The sequence below is a fragment of the Cupriavidus sp. GW821-FHT07C08 genome (assembly GCF_059419025.1).
In genome coordinates this window covers 162,081-179,271 of sequence record NZ_JBWKQZ010000008.1, presented here as the reverse complement: position 1 = coordinate 179,271, position 17,191 = coordinate 162,081, and the positions used below count along the sequence as shown (strand labels likewise).

The 17,191-nt window shown below is 64.9% G+C and carries 11 protein-coding genes and 1 pseudogene; 5 read left to right on the top strand and 7 right to left on the bottom strand.

The features are described from left to right. Window positions 1-13 precede the first annotated feature (13 nt). Window positions 14-964 carry a Bug family tripartite tricarboxylate transporter substrate binding protein gene (locus tag AC07UK_RS13145; protein WP_494687124.1) on the bottom strand — a complete coding sequence of 317 codons (951 nt, stop codon included), beginning with the start codon at window positions 962-964 and terminating at the stop codon, window positions 14-16. 208 nt (window positions 965-1,172) lie between these two features. Here AC07UK_RS13145 and AC07UK_RS13140 point away from each other — a divergent pair, with 208 nt between their 5' ends. Beyond that, entirely contained in the window at window positions 1,173-1,475 is a 303-nt protein-coding gene (locus AC07UK_RS13140; RefSeq protein ID WP_013953587.1) for a DUF1330 domain-containing protein, read from the top strand. Between the two features lie 132 nt (window positions 1,476-1,607). Here AC07UK_RS13140 and AC07UK_RS13135 read toward each other — a convergent pair whose 3' ends face one another. Continuing rightward, on the bottom strand, window positions 1,608-2,102 hold the full coding sequence (locus AC07UK_RS13135; RefSeq protein WP_436224957.1) for a polyhydroxyalkanoate granule-associated phasin: 495 nt from the start codon (window positions 2,100-2,102) through the stop codon (window positions 1,608-1,610). Between the two features lie 194 nt (window positions 2,103-2,296). Further along, complete coding sequence (locus AC07UK_RS13130; RefSeq protein ID WP_436224958.1) at window positions 2,297-3,232, bottom strand: LysR substrate-binding domain-containing protein; 936 nt, start codon at window positions 3,230-3,232, stop codon at window positions 2,297-2,299. Window positions 3,233-3,352: 120 nt separating this feature from the next. On the opposite strand from AC07UK_RS13130, the gene AC07UK_RS13125 reads away from it, so the two are divergent. After that, window positions 3,353-6,931, top strand: a complete 3,579-nt coding sequence (locus AC07UK_RS13125) for an indolepyruvate ferredoxin oxidoreductase family protein (RefSeq protein ID WP_494687094.1) — start codon at window positions 3,353-3,355, stop codon at window positions 6,929-6,931. 40 nt (window positions 6,932-6,971) lie between these two features. On the opposite strand, the gene AC07UK_RS13120 is transcribed toward AC07UK_RS13125, so the two are convergent. Together AC07UK_RS13120 and AC07UK_RS13115 are read right to left on the bottom strand one after the other, a co-directional pair. Then, on the bottom strand, window positions 6,972-7,589 hold the full coding sequence (locus AC07UK_RS13120) for a LysE family translocator (protein WP_436225367.1): 618 nt from the start codon (window positions 7,587-7,589) through the stop codon (window positions 6,972-6,974). 52 nt (window positions 7,590-7,641) lie between these two features. Further along, window positions 7,642-8,265, bottom strand: coding sequence for an FMN-binding negative transcriptional regulator (locus AC07UK_RS13115; RefSeq protein ID WP_436224960.1), 624 nt, complete (start codon window positions 8,263-8,265; stop codon window positions 7,642-7,644). A gap of 83 nt (window positions 8,266-8,348) precedes the next feature. Between AC07UK_RS13115 and pdxR the strand changes: the two genes are divergently transcribed. Then, on the top strand, window positions 8,349-9,920 hold the full coding sequence (gene pdxR, locus AC07UK_RS13110; protein ID WP_494687093.1) for a MocR-like pyridoxine biosynthesis transcription factor PdxR: 1,572 nt from the start codon (window positions 8,349-8,351) through the stop codon (window positions 9,918-9,920). Here pdxR and AC07UK_RS13105 read toward each other — a convergent pair. Further along, window positions 9,898-11,997, bottom strand: a complete 2,100-nt coding sequence (locus AC07UK_RS13105) for a TonB-dependent siderophore receptor (RefSeq protein ID WP_436224962.1) — start codon at window positions 11,995-11,997, stop codon at window positions 9,898-9,900. The genes pdxR and AC07UK_RS13105 overlap by 23 nt on opposite strands. A 238-nt stretch (window positions 11,998-12,235) precedes the next feature. On the opposite strand from AC07UK_RS13105, the pseudogene AC07UK_RS13100 reads away from it, so the two are divergent. Together AC07UK_RS13100 and AC07UK_RS13095 are read left to right on the top strand one after the other, a co-directional pair. Further along, window positions 12,236-12,970, top strand: a pseudogene (locus AC07UK_RS13100) (L-serine ammonia-lyase, iron-sulfur-dependent, subunit alpha); the annotation flags it as partial. A 94-nt stretch (window positions 12,971-13,064) separates the two neighbouring features. Further along, window positions 13,065-13,586 (top strand): flavin reductase family protein, encoded by a 522-nt coding sequence (locus AC07UK_RS13095; protein WP_436224963.1) that lies wholly within the window; start codon window positions 13,065-13,067, stop codon window positions 13,584-13,586. Between the two features lie 124 nt (window positions 13,587-13,710). On the opposite strand, the gene AC07UK_RS13090 is transcribed toward AC07UK_RS13095, so the two are convergent. After that, window positions 13,711-17,148, bottom strand: a complete 3,438-nt coding sequence (locus AC07UK_RS13090; RefSeq protein WP_494693874.1) for an adenylate/guanylate cyclase domain-containing protein — start codon at window positions 17,146-17,148, stop codon at window positions 13,711-13,713. Window positions 17,149-17,191: the final 43 nt, after the last annotated feature.

Sequence of the window (17,191 nt, the reverse complement as noted above, 5' to 3'; positions counted from 1 at the left end):
GCGGGCGCAGCGATTACTTCTCCTGCATCCTGGCGGCCTTGACGATCTCGCCCAGCCGCTTGCGCTCCGCATCGACAAACTTCACGAAGTCAGCACGTGTGCCGCCGACCGGCTCGATGCCCACGGCCTTCAGCTTGGCGGCGGCGGCCGGGTCCTTCATGGCCTTGTCCACCGCGGCGGCTACCTTGTCCAGGATCGCGTCGGGCGTCCCCTTGGGTGCATGGACGCCGGCCCAATGCGCGATCTGCAGTTCCGGGAAACCTTGCTCCACGGCGGTGGAGAGTTGCGGGTAGGCCGAGATGCGTTGCGTCCAGGTGGTGGCCAGCGCCTTGAACTTGCCGTCATGCAGGATATGCGGAAGGGCGATGATGCTGGCCTCGGAGGTTCCTTCCACCTGGCCGCCCAGCACTGCCGTAGTGCTTTCCGACCCGCTCTTGTAAGGCACCGGCTGCAGTTTCGCGCCGTACTTCACATTCAGGATCTCCGCCACGAAGTGCGGGGTGCTGCCGGTTCCCGCGGTCGCGAAGTTGAAACCTTTCCCCTTCTTTGACGCTTCGACGAAGTCGCGCAGATCCTTGTAGGGCGCGTTCTTCGGCACCACGATGACTGAGGGCGCAAGGCCGATCATGGCCACGGGGACCAGCGCGTCATCCTTGAACGGCATGGACTTCTTGATCATGCTGTTGGAGATGACGCCGGCTGCGCTGATCAGGAAGGTGTAGCCATCCGGCGCGCTCTTGGCCACGATGTCGGCGCCCACGGTGCCGCCCGCGCCGGGCCGGTTCTCGATCAGCACGGTCTGGCCCAGCGCCTTGGTGGCGCCCTCGGACGCGGCGCGCGCCATCAGGTCATTGGCGCCGCCGGCGGCAAAGGGCACGACAAAGCGGATCGTCTTGCTCGGCCATTGCTCTTGTGCGCAAGCTGGTGTAGCCGCGATAACGCTTACCGTCGCCAACAGGCCCAGGGTGAATCGGCTCTTTATGGTCAAGGCATGTCTCCGTCCGTGGATGTTGATATGGGCTGGTGAGTGCTACGAGAACCAGTCCATGCCGTGCTCGCGAATGAATGCTGTGGCGACCTGCATTTTACCGGCGCGGCGCCGAGCAGGCGGCCTGCACTGGCAATTGTGGCAACTACAATCAAGCGGGAACTAGCGCAGATAGGAGCGTGTCATGGCTGCATACCTGATTGCCGACGTTGACGTCACGGACCCCGCCGTTTTTGAAGAGTACAAACGAGACGTACCTGCTACCGAGGTGCGATATGGAGGGAAGTATCTGGGCCGTGGCGGTCCAACCAAAGTTCTCGAAGGAGACTGGCAACCGCATCGTCTCGTCATCGTCGAGTTCCCGGACATGGATGCCTTGATGGCCTGGTATGACTCGCCAGAGTATGCCCGCCTCAAGGCGATTCGGGAAAGGTGTGCGACAACAAGGATTATCGCGCTGGAAGGGGTCGCGGCCGTCACCGTCTAGGAAATCGGCGCAAGCGTTGCCGGCGTCTGGCTCCGACCGGGTCGGCCTGGTCAGCGGGTTCCTGTTCGCGCGGCCGCGTGCGGGTGCTGTCTGATTCGGTCCGTGGCGACGCAACCGCGGGCCCGCCGCCCTTCACGCTGCGCCCAGGCGCTTCGCATTTGCCATCGCACGGCCGTGGATCGGCGCGAGGATCTGCTGCATCAGGTTTGTCGCCAGGTCTGCCAGCTTCAGCGGGTTGCCGGGGAACCCGGCGGCCAATTGCAGAAGGTCGGCCTGGTGTTCGAACCATTGCGCGGCGGATCGACTGGACGCCAGCGTCGCCGCGGCCGCGGATGTCGCCCAGAGATGCTCGCTGGTGTCCTTTGCAAGGGCCATGGTCAGGTTGATCCATCCCGAACCCATCGCAAGCAACGATTCCGATGCGGCCTCCCCCTTCTCAATGCTCATCAGGCTGAATTCGCGCTGGTCCTGCTCGTCAGGCGCCGGACCGGCGATCGCCATGCGCGTGGTGCGGATGCTGACGACATGTATTGCCGCCTGGAGCAGTTCGCACATTTCAGTGAAGAGGCGGGAGGAGTTTGTTGCAGAAGCGTCGAGGACAGGCTGCGGAATAACGGAGGAGGGCACGCGGGTTTTCCTTCGGCATCCGATGAAAACGGACACCTGGCAAATTCTTGGGAGGCGAGCGGCGTCTGGATCGCTTTTCGAAGGCGCGTCCGGCCGGCATGCCTCCAGCATAGGTGCATTTATGTTGCATTGCACCATTTCTTTTGGTTTTCTGCGCTGGGTGGGCACGACACGGCACGGCAGGACTTGGCGCCTCAACTCCCGCAAGCGTGAATCAGGAACTCCCTCAGGGCATCCGCCGGCTTGCCCAGCTTGCGCCCGGGCTGCCACAGCATGCCGACCTCCATGTCCGGCACCGCATTGGCAATCGGCCGGGCCTCGATCTGCTTTCCCTCCAGTGACCAGGGGCGATACACCATGTCGGACAGCACGGTGACGCCGAAGCCATGCGCCACCAGCCCGCGCAGGGCCTCCATCGAGCCGGTCCGGAATGCGACCTTGGGTGCGAGCCGGTGGCTGCGCCAGTAACGCAGGGTGGATTCCTCGGCCTCGTCCACGGTGATGAGGATATACGGATAGGCCGCAATATCGCGCAGCGAAGGCCGCTCCACGGCCAGCAGCGGATGGCTGGACGAGGTCCACAGCTGGCGCCGGGAACGCATCAGCGTATGACGCTGGAAGCGCTGGGGCCGCTCCAGGTTCGACAGCAGCGCGATGCCCAGCTCGATCTCCCCCGCCAGCACGGCCCGCTCGATATCCGGCCGGTCCATGTCGAGCAGATCCAGTTCGATGTCCGGATAGTTGGTGCGAAAGCGCGCCAGCAGCCCCGGCAGGAAGTAGCCCAGCACCGTGTAGGAGGCGGCCAGGCGCACGCTGCCCTGCAACCCGTGCACCTGGAAGCGCGGCTCGCGCAGCGCATCCTCGACCGAATCCAGGATCTGGCGGGCGTGTTGGAAGAAGAGGTGGCCTTCTGCCGTCAGCGTCACACCATGGGGCCGGCGCTCGAACAGGCGTACGGCCAGGCGCTGCTCAAGCGCCAGCACGGCATTGGTGATGGCCGACTGCGAGACATGCTCGGCGGTCGCGGCCATCGAGAATTGCCCGGTCTCCGCGGCCGCGACGAAATAGCGGAACTGCCTCAGCGTGACTTCCTTGGCCAGTCTTTCCGAGCCTTCGCGCACCTTGAACATGGGGGTCTCCGAGGTATCCGTTATGCAGATATCAGGTGTTGGAATTCATGATTTTACGATGACGGCACGGATTTCTAAACTGCTGCGGATACAAGAGAACAAGCACGGAGACTGAGAATCGTGAATGCCCCGCTGAATCCCGCCTTGATCGAAGCCCTGGCCAGCGCCAGCCTGGACGACAAGTACACCCTGGAGCAGGGCCGCGTCTACATGAGCGGCGTGCAGGCCCTGGTCCGCCTGCCCATGCTGCAGAAGGCGCGCGACCGCGCCGCCGGCCTCAACACTGCCGGGTTTATCTCGGGCTATCGCGGCTCGCCGCTGGGCGGCGTGGACCAGGCGCTGTGGAAGGCCAAGCAGCACCTGGCGGCCAGCGACGTGGTGTTCCAGCCCGGCGTAAACGAAGACCTTGCCGCGACCGCGGTCTGGGGCAGCCAGCAGGTCAATCTGTTCCCCGGCGCCACGCGCGACGGCGTGTTCTCGATGTGGTATGGCAAGGGACCGGGCGTGGACCGGTCCATCGACGTGCTCAAGCACGCCAATTCGGCCGGCTCGTCGCGCCATGGCGGCGTGCTGCTGCTGGCCGGCGACGACCATGCCGCCAAGTCCTCCACCGTGGCGCACCAGTCGGAACACGTGCTGCAGGCTGCCGGCATCCCGGTGCTGTACCCCGCCAATGTGCAGGAGTACCTCGACTACGGCCTGCATGGCTGGGCCATGAGCCGGTATTCCGGCCTGTGGGTGGCGATGAAGTGCGTCACCGACGTGGTGGAGTCGACCGCCTCGGTCGAGATCGATCCCGAGCGCGTGCAGATCGCGCTGCCGGAGGACTTTGTCGTGCCGCAGGGCGGCCTCAATATCCGCTGGCCCGATTCCCCGCTGGAGCAGGAAGCGCGGCTGCTTGACCACAAGTGGTATGCGGCGCTGGCCTATGTGCGGGCCAACCGGCTTAATCGCGTCGTGCTCGATTCGCCGAACGCGCGCTTCGGCATCATGACCGCCGGCAAGGCGTATCTGGACGTGCGCCAGGCGCTCGCAGACCTGGGCCTGGACGATGACACCTGCGCCCGCATCGGCATTCGCGTCTACAAGGTGGGTTGCGTGTGGCCGCTGGAGGCGCACGGCGCCCGTGAGTTCGCCACCGGCCTGGAAGAGATCCTGGTGGTGGAAGAAAAGCGCCAGATCCTCGAATACGCGCTCAAGGAAGAGCTGTACAACTGGCGCGAGGATGTGCGGCCCAAGGTCTTCGGCAAGTTCGACCAGCGTGGCAACGATGGCGGCGAGTGGTCGGTGCCGCGTGGCAACTGGCTGCTGCCGGCGCACTATGAATTGTCGCCGGCGCTGATCGCCAAGGCCATCGCCCGCCGGCTGGAGCGCTTCGACCTGCCGGAAGCGGTGCGCGCACGCATTGCCGCGCGCGTGGCGCTGATCGAGGCCAAGGAGCGCGAGGCAGCGCAGCCGCGCATCGCGGTGGAGCGCAAGCCCTGGTTCTGCTCAGGGTGCCCGCACAATACGTCCACGCGCGTGCCGGAAGGCTCGCGTGCGCTGGCCGGCATCGGGTGCCACTACATGACCCTGTGGATGGACCGCAATACCGACACCTTCAGCCAGATGGGCGGCGAGGGCGTGGCCTGGACCGGCCAGATGCATTTCACCGGTGACAAGCACGTGTTTGCCAACCTGGGCGACGGCACGTATTTCCACTCGGGGCTGCTGGCCATCCGCGCATCGATCGCGGCCAAGGCCAATATCACCTACAAGATCCTGTTCAATGATGCCGTGGCAATGACCGGCGGGCAGCCCATCGACGGCGTGCTGACGGTGCCGCAGATTGCGCACCAGGTGCTGGCCGAAGGCGCGAAGAAGCTGGTCGTCGTCACCGACGAGCCGCAGAAGTATGGCGACGGCACCATGCTGCCGTCCGGCGTGACGGTGTTCCACCGCGACCAGCTCGACGCCGTCCAGGTTGAGCTGCGCGATACCGCGGGCGTCACCATCCTGATCTACGACCAGACCTGCGCGACCGAGAAGCGCCGCCGCCGCAAGCGCGGCACCTATCCTGACCCGGCCAAGCGCGCCTTTATCAACGACGCGGTCTGCGAGGGCTGCGGCGATTGCTCGGCCAAGTCCAACTGCCTGTCGGTGGAGCCGCTGGAGACCGAACTCGGGACCAAGCGCAAGATCAACCAGTCGTCGTGCAACAAGGATTTCTCCTGCGTCAACGGCTTCTGCCCGAGCTTTGTCACCGCCGAGGGGGCGCAGGTGCGCAAGCCGGCGGCAGCGGGCGGCAAGGGCACCGGCGCCGACTTCGAGGCGCTGCCGCTGCCGCGGCTGCCGGCCCTGGAGCGGCCGTACGGCGTGCTGGTCACCGGCGTGGGCGGCACGGGCGTGGTCACCATCGGCGGCCTGCTGGGCATGGCATCGCACCTTGAACGCAAGGGCGTGACCGTGCTCGACATGGCTGGCCTGGCACAGAAGGGCGGGGCGGTGATCAGCCACGTGCAGATCGCACCGGGCCCGGACGACCTGCATGCGACGCGTATCGCGACGGGCGAGGCGCGCCTGGTGATCGGGGGCGACGCCATTGTCTCGGCCTCGGCCGAAGTGCTGTCGAAGATCCGGCACGGACTGACCGCCGCCGTGGTCAACAGCGCCAACACGCCCACCGCGGAATTCATCAAGAACCCGAAGTGGAAGTTCCCCGGTGCCAGCGCCGAGCAGGACCTGCGCGCCAGCGTGGGCGATGCCTGCGCGTTCTTCGACGCCAGCGCATGGGCGGTGACCCTGCTGGCCGATGCCATCTACTCCAACCCGCTGCTGCTCGGTTTTGCCTGGCAGAAGGGCTGGATCCCGCTGCAGCGTGAAAGCCTGCTGCGCGCGATCGAACTCAACGGGGTGTCGATCGACAAGAACCGGCTGGCATTCGAATGGGGACGGTATCTCGCGCACCATGGCGAGGCGGCGGTCAAGGCGCTCCTGCCGGGTGCTCCGGCGGCCCCGGCCGCACAGGTCGTGGCAATCCCGCAGACGCTCGACACCCTGATCCGCAAGCGCGAGACGATGCTGGCCGATTACCAGAACACCGCATACGCTGCCCGCTACCGCGAGGCTGTCGAGCGCATCCGCGCCGCGGAGCAGCAACTGGGCATCGACCGCAAGCTGCCGCTGACCGAGGCCGTGGCCCGCAACCTGGCCAAGCTGATGGCCTACAAGGACGAGTACGAAGTGGCGCGCCTCTACGCCGATCCCGCCTTCCTGGACAAGCTGCGCGCCCAGTTCGAAGGGGAGCCCGGCCGCGATTACCAGCTCAACTTCTGGCTGGCGCCGCCGTTGCTGGCCAAGACCGACAAGGGTGGCGCCAAGGGCCACCCGGTCAAGCGCCGCTTCGGTCCGCGCACGATGACGGCATTCCGCTTGCTGGCGCGCCTGAAGGGTTTGCGTGGCACGGCGTTCGATGTGTTTGGCAAGACTGCCGAGCGCCGCGCCGAGCGGGCGCTGGTCAACGACTATCTGGCCATGATCGACGAATTCGCGACGTCCCTGAGCGCGGACAACGTGGACGCCGCGCTGGCGCTTGCCGCGTTGCCAGAGGACATCCGCGGCTACGGCCACGTGAAGGAGGCCAGCATGGATGCGGCCGCAGTACGGCGGGAGGCGTTGCTGGTGCAGTATCGCGGCGCGGCCCGGCGGGCTGCGGCTTGAGGGGCGGGCGGTTCGAGCCCTGTGCCGAACCGCCCCCTGTCTAGGCCTCGCGCCGGGCCAGCGCCAGGAAGGCGCCCAGGCCCAGCATCGTGACACCCGACATCCGGGTCATCAAGCGGGCGCGAGCTTCGCGGGCGGCGCCAGACTTGAGCAGACGATGCGCGGCAAACACGACGACAACGTCGACCAGCGTATTGAGCGCGACGCAAATGCAGCCCAGCAGCACCAACTGCGGCACCAGAGGTTCGCTCGCCGAGACAAACTGCGGCAGGAACGCCAGAAAGAACAGCGCCGTCTTGACATTCAAGACTTCGACCATGATGCCCTCGACCAGGGCGCGGCGCGCACCTTTGGATGGCATGGTTTCGAACATGACCGGCGCTTGCTTGCGCATCAGCATGCGAATCCCCAGGTACACCAGATAAGCCGCACCCAGATACTTGAGCAGGTTGAACGCCACGGCTGACTGGGCAATGACCAGAGACAGGCCCAAGGCCGCCGCGAGCACATGGAGCAAGCCTCCAAGGGCGGTGCCAAAGCATGAAGCCAGGCCCTCGGATCGGCCGCCAGCCACTGTTCGCGCAACGACATAGGCGATGGCCGGGCCGGGGGTGATGGCGAGAACGATGGCAGCGATCAGGAAGGGGATGAAAGACATGGCGGGGTGTTCGTCAATGGTGAGGAAAAGCTGAGCGCGGGGCCGGGGCAATTCAACCAGCCTTGCGCATGGACTGCGCAAGTTCGCCATACCCCCGCGCCTCCAGGGTGTTGGCGGCACCGAGGCGATCCCGCAACTCCTTGTTCTGGCTGAGCTTGACCTTGCCCACCAGCGAAGTGACGGCGATCTCGATGCCCACGATGTTGCGCAGCATGCTGTCGATGTACTCCGGCGCGGAGTCCCCCATCTTCCAGGGCCTGGATTCGGCCGCCTCGTGCCGCCGGGTCAGACGCGCAACCAGGCGGCGAACGAAGCGCTCGTCGTCATGCACGGTGATCGTGCCGTGCGCGTGTACCACCTCGTAGTTCCAGGTCGGCACCTGGCGGTGCGCCTCATGCTTGCTCGGGTACCAGTTGGGCGAGATATAGGCCTCGGCGCCGCGGAAGACGACCATGACCGGTGAGCCTGTGGGGCAACGCTGCCAGAGCGGGTTCGCGCGGGCCACGTGGGCTGTGAGCACGCCGTGGGTTCCCTCGCCGGGATCGAACTCGAACGGGATGTGGTCGGCATCCAGTCCGGCGCTGCCTTGCGTAACCAGCATCCCCAGCGGGTGCTCGCGGATGATGCGGCCCAGTTCCTCTGGCCGGTTTTCAGCAAAGTGAGCAGGAATGTACATGGTGGGGAATCGGAAGGGATGGAATACTCGATACTCTCGCCGACAACTGGCACAATCGGAAGGTCCGGTTTTCATGATTCTTTATGGGCCAGTCACGCCAGCTAGCCGGTAACCGTGCCGGAGCCACGGGCGCGGGACGCCGCATCTACGATCTCCTTCGCGGCCAGATCGCGGATGGCACACTGCCGCCGGGCGCCCGGGCGCCGTCCACGCGAGCGCTGGCGTCCGAGTTGGGGGTATCGCGTACCACCGTCACCGCCGCCTACGAACAACTTGTGGCCGAGGGCTTCCTCGTCACCGCGGTGGGGCGTGTGGCCCGAATCGCCAGCCCGTTGGCTGCACCGGCACCAGCCGGGCTGACCGCAGGCCGGCACTCCAGGTCTGCCCCAACCCTGTCCGAATTCGGGCGCCGCGTGGCGGGACTCGCCATGCCGGCACCGCTGCAAGCTGAACCGGTTCGCTTCGACTTCCTGTATGGGGCGGTGGCTTCCCGGGACTTTCCGACCCTGGCCTGGCGGCGTGCCTACCAGGCCGAACTGCTGCGTCAGCAAAGCAGCCTGTCGTATGCCCCGCCCGAAGGTGAGGCATCGCTGCGACGCGCCCTCCAGGGTTACTTGCGGCGTGCCCGGGGACTGGCCTGCGAGGCCGAGCAGGTTCTGGTGGTACATGGCTCGCAGCAGGCCATCGACCTGTGCGCACGGCTGCTGCTGGATGCCGGCGACGCCTTTGCCTTCGAAGACCCTGGCTACCTGATGGCGAGGCGCTGCTTCGAAGCCACCGGCGCCAGGTGCCAGGCCACGCCAGTGGACGGGCATGGCCTGGATACCGCCAGCCTTCCCCAGGACGATCATGTCCGCCTGGTGTACGTGACACCGTCGCACCAGTTCCCGCTAGGGGGTGTGCTGCCGATCGGCCGGCGCCTGGACCTGCTGCAATGGGCGCAGCGCCACGACGCCTGGATCATCGAGGACGACTACGACGGCGAGTTCCGCTACGGCCAGCGCCCGATCGACACGCTGCGCTCGATCGACACCGACGGCCGCGTGATCTATGTCGGCACTTTCTCCAAGGCGCTGTCGCCGCAACTGCGGCTCGGCTACCTGGTGCTGCCGCCTGAACTGGTGCCGGTGTTCCGGCAGGCCAAGCGGCTGGCCGACCGCCATGCGCCCGTGCTGGAGCAGCGCGTGCTGGCAGCGCTGATCGAAAGCGGTGCCTACGAACGCCATGTGCGGCGCATGCGCCGGGAAAACGAGCGCCGGCGAGCAACCTTGCTGGATGGCGTCGCACGCTACCTGCCAGGAGACGCCGAAGTCTGCGGTACCGCGGCCGGGCTGCATGTGGTGCTGTGGTTGCCGTCGCTGCGGCCCCAGGACGAGACAGCGCTGGTGGCCGCTGCGCGCAGCAAGGATGTGGGGGTCTACCCGGTATCACCGTTGTTTGCAGGGGCCCGGCATGGACAGCGTCGAGCGGCTGGATTGGTGCTGGGTTATGCGAGTTTGACGGTGGAGCAGATTCAGCGGGGGATGCAGATTTTAGGGGCGGTGATTGCGGTGATGGGGCGGGCGCAAGGCCAGCCACATCAGCTTGATGGCCGCCTTACTACTGGTCTGAAGGCTCCAGGTGGGGGCCGCATCAATAGTTCATCGTCACGTTGAGCATGGCCACCCGCGGATTGCCCACTGGTAGCACGTTGTTGTTCAGACCGCCCGCGTAGTACATCTTGTCGAACACGTTCTTGACGTTGAACGCCGCGCGCCAGTGCGATGCTACGTAGCCGAAGGCAAGATCGGCCACCGTGTAGCCCGGCACGGTGTAGTTAAAGCTGTAGCCGCGCTTGGCGCTCTCGCCGCGCAGGCCGGCACCGACGTACCAGCCGGCCAGCGCGCCGCGGAAGCGGTACTGGCTCCAGACCGAGAAGCTGTGCCGGGGCACGCTGTTGAGCGGCTTGCCGACGTTCGCAGCCGTGGTGTCCCCGGTGACTTCGCTTGCGATGTAGGCATAGGCCCCCGAAACGCTGAAGCCATTGCCGAGATCCTGCGTCAGTTCCATTTCCAGCCCGCGCGACCGCTGTTCGCCGACGGCCACGCTGAAGCCAGTGTTAACCGGATCGGTACTGAGCACATTGGTGCGTGTCAGGTCGAACGCGGCCAGGGTCAGCAGGCCGGTCTTGTCCGGCATGTCGAACTTGATGCCCACCTCGTACTGGCGGCCCTTCTCGGGCTTGAACGTGGCGCCGTTGACGTCGGTGCCGGCGTTCGGCAGGAACGAAGTGGCGAAGCTCACGTACGGACGCGCCCAGTGCGTCAGGTCGTACATCACGCCCGCGCTGCCGGTGACGGCGTTGTTGTCGTCGCCGGTACGCGACCGCGCCAGCCGGTCCGTCGTGCTCGTCTGCGCGGATTCGTAGCGCACGCCACCGGTCACGGTCCAGCGCTCGGCGATACGGATTTGATCGCGCAGATAGAGGCCAACCGCGTTTAGCGTATCGGTCGCGTCCAGGCTATAGGCGGACGGGCAGTTGATGCTGGCGCCGTAGACCGGGTTGTAGACGTTCAGCGCTGCCACGCGGCACGTTTTCTGCAAGCGGTCTTCCTTCGTATGGCGGTAGTCGATGCCGAAGGTCACGCTGTGGGCATGCCCCGTGAACGCGAAAGTCCGCTGCACGTTAGTGTCGACACCGAACGAATCCCCCGAGAAGCTCTGCTGCGTGCCACTGCGGTTCATCGCCTGGCTGTTGACGGCCATCGTGCCGGCCGACACTAGCGTGCCGGTCAGCGACGACGTCTGGTAGCGCAGGTTCTGGTTCAACGTCCAGCCGGAGTCGAAGCGGTGCGTCAGCGCGTAGCCGATGCGGTTCTGCTCGCCGTCATAAGACGGCGCATTCGGCTCGCCGATGAAGCGGTTGCCCGGCACCACGCCATTGCGGTTCGGCACCAGGGTGCCATTTACGGGCAGGCCCTGCTGGCGCACGTAGTTGCGTTGGTTGTGGCTGGTCAGGATCGTGAAGTCCGTGCGCGTGCCAAGGTCGAGCGTCAGCGACGGCGCGATCCAGCGGTTGCGATACCAGACGTAGTCGGTCGGATCGTCGCTGTTCATCATCAGCGCGTTCAGGCGGAACGCGGCCTTGCTGTCCTTGGCCAGCGGCGTGCCCACGTCGACCGTCACCTGCCGGAAGCCGTAGTTGCCGACGGTCAGGCCCAGTTCACCGAACAGCTCGGCACGCGGGCGCTTGCTGACCATGTTGACCAGGCCGCCCGGCTGCACCGCGCCGAACAGGATCGAGGCCGGTCCCTTGAGCACTTCCACGCGTTCCACGCCGAACAGCTCCTGCGCCACGCGGTTGTTGCTGTCGACGAGCAATCCGTCGGCAAAGATCGATTCCGATGCACGCTGGCCGCGGATGATGAAGTCGTCCCAGCCGCGCCTGCCATAGGCGTTGGTAACCACGCCGGCTGAGTTCTGCAGCGCGTCGCTGAGGTTCTGTGCCTGCTGGCTGTCGAGCAGGTCGCGTGTGATGACGGTGATCGACTGCGCGGCGTCGGCCGCTGATTGATTCGACTTGGTCACTCCGGCCGCCCGCCGCGTGGTGAAGCCGATGTCAGTTTGCCCGTCGGCAGCGGCGCTGACCGTCACGGATGGAAGCGTGGTGAGATCTTCGGCGGCGTGGGAAACAACGGGGGGCAGGAACAGGCAACTGACGGCGGCGGGTATGGCAAGACGGCGGACAAACATGACGGCCCAAGGCGAAAGCAACGTAAGTGGCGCATCATAAATGAGAATGGTTTGTATTTACAAGAATTTCCTCCGGAGCCTACAAATTGCGCCTGGCCCGCAAGACCGCCTTGGCGCGAATGTCCTAATGTGACGACGCACAGGTTCTATCTCCCAACCTGCATGATCTGATGTACTAGTGACACGCCCCAGGGCGGACGGCGCTCCCTTCGGAGCGATCGGAACTGGTACTGCAGGGATGGTCGAGGGCAGTATGTCCGTCAGCACATTTGATATCTTCAAAGTTGGAATCAGGCCCTCTGGTTCGCATACCGTGGGCCCCATGATCGCGGCTTGCCACTTAAATGGGCAGACGGTCGACGAGCACCCGATTCCTTACCCTTTTCGGAGTGGCGAGGAGCTATTGCAGATGTGCAAGGAGTCAGGTCGCACCATTGCCGACCTGGTGCTCGAGAATGAGAAATGCTGGCGAAGCACCTATGACGTTCGCGCCGGGCTACTGGCAATTGCCGATGCCATGGGCGCTTCCATTGCGCGAGGCCGTGAAACCGGCCGAATCGTGACCGCTCCGCCAAATGGTGCTGAGGGCGTAATTCCTGCTGTGCTGCGGTACTACCGTGATTTCGTACCCGGAGCTAATGAGGATGGTGTGGTGGATTTCCTGTTAACCGCCACGGCCATAGGCATTATTTATAGGGAAAACGCCTCGCTATCTGGGGCCGAAGTCGGTTGCCGGGATGAAGTCGGGGTGGCGTGCTCGATGGCTGCTGCGGGTCTGGCCGCGATGCTTGGCGGTAGCAACGAACAGATCGAGAACGCAGTGGAGATCGCATTGGCGCACAACCTTGATATAACCTGCGACCCGGTGGAGGGGTTTGCACAGCATCCCTGTATCGAACGCAATTCCATGAGCGCCATCAAGGCAATTAACGCTGCACGAATGGCTCTACGTAGGTCCGCAACCAGTAAAGTTCGACATCGAAATTGGATATCGTGCGGTATCGGCACGGATTAAGGCCGGCGAATCTTGCGCTGTCGGGCCTCAGTGCACCCTGAAAGGAAACGTTATGAAACAGATCGATGGCCTGGCTCTGCGCAAGGCGTTGGGTGCTTTCCCCACAGGGGTGACTGTGATGACCACGTTGGACGCCACCGGAAGGGCGTTTGGAATGACCGTCAATTCATTCAGTTCAGTCTCACTGAATCCACCCTTGATCCTGTGGAGCCAATCTCTTTCATCAAGGAGCTACACCGTGTTTCGGGATGCCGAGCGGTTCGTAGTAAATATCCTCTCAGAGCATCAAATTCAGATATCCAGGCAGTTTTCGACCGCCAGCGATGACAAATTTCGCAATATCACCTTTCGATCCGGTTTAGGAGGCGTACCCATCATTAGTTCATGCGCTGCAAACTTGGAATGCGTGAAGGTTTCCGCCCATCCTGAAGGCGATCATGTCGTTTATATCGGACGAGTTATCCGCCTGGAACGGTCCGAGCACAGGCCGCTCGTCTTCGGGGATGGACGCTACCTGGTAGCACGAGCCCATGAGCACGATGAACTGAGTGCAGTTCTCCCTTTGGAAAGCTAGGAATGGTGTTCTACAGCGTGTCAATTCTGCTTCAATCGCCTCCGCATCCACGAAAAGACAGAGCGGCATTGGATTTGAAAATCGGTCACGCCCCCAAACGCGAGCTTTCCCGCGGGCGATGGGCTCACTGTTCCCCGAGTTTGACGAGCAACGCGCGGGCCTCCCGCAAGTCCACCGTATCGAACCCTTCGCTGAACCAGCCGTAGGTCTCGTGCAGCAAGGAGCGGGCCTCGGCATGGCGGCCCTGCTGCTGCCACAGGCGGCTCAGCGCTACTACCGCGCGGAGCTCCGGCGACCGGGCATCCTGGCTGCTAGCGATCTCGATCGCCCGCTGGAAGCAGGCTTCGGCTTCGCGGGCGCCCTCGTTCGCTTCGCCCACTCGGCCCGCTTCCAGCAGCGTCAGTTCTCCCTTGAGCCGATGCAATTCTGCTTCGTGCACCCGCTCTTCGGTTCGTTCCACTGTAGCCAGCGCCTCGGCCACTGCCGCAAGCCCTGCCTCGACTTGCCCCGCTCTGGCGCAGGCTTCGGCCAGCAGCGCCAGGAAATGGGTTCGCAGAAGTTCGGCCCCGGTTGCGCGGTATGCGCTCAGGCCTTTTTGAATGAGATCTATCCCTTCCTCCACGTGTCCATTCGCAGCCAGTGCACTGCCCGACAGGATGGTTCCGCAAGCCAACCCGTACGGCAGGCCGTAATCGGTTGCGAGAGCGACGAGTGCCTGTGCGAGATCCTGTGCCGGCTGCACTTCGCCGCGCAGCAGCCGCACCTCTGCGGCAGCCAACAGGGCATCGGCCGAGTCCGAAGGATGGGCAGGGGTTTGGGTCAAGGCGAGCGCTTCCTGGCTACGCGCCCAGGCTTGATCCGGATAGCCGAGCAACCACAGGTCCATGGCAATCAGCGCCAGCCCCTGTACGCCGGGTTCCAATCCATAAATGAAGCCATGCGACCGGTGCTGCCTTGGATCATAGAGAGCCATGGCCTGCTCCAGCTGTGCACGGGCGGGAGCCAGTTCGCCGAGATAGGACAAATTGGCGCCTAACGCCCGATGCGCCTGGACCAGCAACGCAGGGTCCTGCGCCTCTTTGGCCAGCGCAAGCAGTTGCCCCGCCAGCTCGCGCGCGGCCCGGAGTTCGGCATGGACCGTGTAATAGGTGCGCAGTCCGAGCAGGGCAGGGAACAGCTGGACCGTCTCCCCGAGCTGCCGACACAGCGCGAGCGCCCGCGAGTAGGTTGCCTCCACTTCCGGGGCAGCGAAGCCCTTGTTGGCCATCCAGGCCGGGCCGAGGGTGAGCTGGACTGCGAGTTCTTCCCGCGCGCGCTCGGGCGCATCAGGCAGCGTGGCGAGCAAGGTCAGTGCCATGGTGAGGTGGGTGACCGCCTCGGCGTCAGCCGAGCGCTGCACGGCCTGGCGCCCGGCGCGGTGCAGGTGCTCCACCGCCTTTAGCGTGTTGCCGCTGCGGCTGAAATGATAGGCCAGCTCGCTGCAGTGCTCCTCGAGCTGAGCACTGAACAGGGTCTCGATTGCCTGGGCGGTGCGCTCATGCAAAGCACGACGCCGCTCGCTCAGCAGGGAGCCGTAGGCCACCTCCTGGGTCAGCGCATGCTTGAAGCTGTACTCCACCTCCGGGAACGCCGGCTGCTCGTAGATGAACTCCCCTGCCTGCAGCCGGGCCAGCAGGCCTTTCGTCTTGCCCTCGGGCTGCTCGACGACGCGTGCAAGCAGGCTCCAGGGGAATATCTTGCCGATCACGGCCAGGTTCTGCAACAGTGCTTTCTCGGCTGGCTGCAGACGGTCGATGCGGGCGGCGAGCACCCCCTGCACGGTGGCAGGGATGTGCAGCTTGCCCGGGATCTGCTCCAGACAATAATGCCCGCGCTCGCCGTGCAGGACCCGCCCCTCGACCAGGTCCTGCACCACTTCTTCGATAAAGAAGGGGTTGCCTTCGGTCTGCTCCAGGATCAACTGCTCGAGCTGGGCAAGTCCGCTGGCATCGCCCAGCAGCGCGCGCAGCAGGTCCCGAGCTTCGGCTTCGCCAAGGGGATCCAGGCGTAGCTGGGTGTAATAGCTCTTGCGACCCCAGTCGTGCCGGTACTCGGGCCGGTAATTGACCAGCAGCAGGATGCGGGCGCTGGCCACGCTCTCGCCGAGAAAACCAAGGAAGGCCTCGGTCTCACTGTCGAGCCACTGCAGATCTTCGACGATCAGCTCCAGCGGCCGTGCCAGACTCTCGCGCACCAGCAGCCGCTTGATCGCCTCGAAGGTGCGCTGCTGGCGGATCTGGGGGTCCATCTGCACTAGCGCCGAGTTCGGCTCAGCGGCCCCAAGCAGGTGGAACAGATAGGGCAGGGTGTCTTCCAGCGCGCGATCCAGGGTCAGGATCTTGCCGGTCAGCTTCTCGCGCCGCCGGCGCTCATCATCCTGCGCCGTGATCTCGCAGTAGTTCCGCAGCAGCTCGATCAGCGGCAGATACGGATAGGCCTTGCCGTGTGAAACCGAGAAGGTTTCCAGCACCAGGCAATGACGCGGGGCGAGCTGCTTGAACTCCAGACATAGCCGCGACTTGCCGACCCCCGGCTCGCCGACCACGCCGACGATCTGACCGTGTCCGGCTTGCGCCCGCGCCCGCGCTTCGCGCAACTGCTCGAGCTCGCGAGCGCGGCCGACAAAGCGCGCCAGCCCGCGGCTGGCCGACACCTGCAGCCGGGTGCGCAGCGGGCCGAGGCCGATGACTTCGAAGACCTCGAGCGGCTTGGGCAGCCCCCTGATTGGCGTCGCGCCGAGGGCCTTGAACGCGAAATAGCCTTCGGTCAGATTGCGGGTGTGTTCGCTTGCGACAATCGAGCCGGGCACTGCAATGCTCTCCATGCGCGAAGCAATATGGATCGTATTGCCCACCGGGTCGTAGTCGGTGTGCAAATCCTTGATGCGGATCGTGCGCACCACCACTTCGCCGGAGTTGATGCCAACGCGGATCTGCAGCGCGATTCCCTGGGCCAGACGCACCCCGTCGGCGTAACGGCGCATGGCCTCCTGCATGCGCAGCGCCGCCAGCAAGGCCCGCTGCGGATGGTCTTCGTTCGCGATCGGCGCGCCGAACAGCGCCAGGATGCCATCGCCCATCGACTTGGCCACATAGCCCTCATAGTGATGCACGGCCTCCATCATCAGCGCCAGCACCGGGTCGATCAGGCGGCGGGCGTCTTCGGGATCGAGGTCGTGGATCAGCGCCGTCGAGCCGGCCATGTCGGCGAACAGCGCGGTGACCATCTTGCGCTCGCCGTCTGCCGGGCCGCGGGCTTCCATCTCTGCCTGCGCCGCCAGGATGCGCTCGGCCAGATAGGGAGGGGTGTAGTCGATGGGGGTGCCGGACGCAGTTGCCGTGGCACGGGGGGCCGCGCTTGAAGCAGCGAGGGCGCCCAGCGGCGCGCCGCATTCGCTGCAGAACTTGGCGCTGGCAGCCGCCTCCTGCCCGCAGGCCGGGCAGACGCGCACCTGCTTGGCGCCACATTCCTCACAGAATTTGGCGCCTGCCGGATTCTCGAACCCGCACCTTGCGCAGCGCATGGGGCTTGTCCCCCTGATGGGGCCAGCGACGGTCAACGATTAG

Bases quoted from the DNA above. Each gene is read 5' to 3' on its own strand.
- AC07UK_RS13130 (WP_436224958.1), bottom strand. From the start codon at position 3,232: ATGTTCAAGGTGCGCGAAGGCTCGGAAAGACTGGCCAAGGAAGTCACG.
- AC07UK_RS13140 (WP_013953587.1), top strand. From the start codon at position 1,173: ATGGCTGCATACCTGATTGCCGACGTTGACGTCACGGACCCCGCCGTT.
- AC07UK_RS13105 (WP_436224962.1), bottom strand. From the start codon at position 11,997: ATGTTTGTCCGCCGTCTTGCCATACCCGCCGCCGTCAGTTGCCTGTTC.
- AC07UK_RS13095 (WP_436224963.1), top strand. From the start codon at position 13,065: ATGAAACAGATCGATGGCCTGGCTCTGCGCAAGGCGTTGGGTGCTTTC.
- AC07UK_RS13120 (WP_436225367.1), bottom strand. From the start codon at position 7,589: ATGTCTTTCATCCCCTTCCTGATCGCTGCCATCGTTCTCGCCATCACC.
- AC07UK_RS13115 (WP_436224960.1), bottom strand. From the start codon at position 8,265: ATGTACATTCCTGCTCACTTTGCTGAAAACCGGCCAGAGGAACTGGGC.
- pdxR (WP_494687093.1), top strand. From the start codon at position 8,349: ATGGGCCAGTCACGCCAGCTAGCCGGTAACCGTGCCGGAGCCACGGGC.
- AC07UK_RS13090 (WP_494693874.1), bottom strand. From the start codon at position 17,148: ATGCGCTGCGCAAGGTGCGGGTTCGAGAATCCGGCAGGCGCCAAATTC.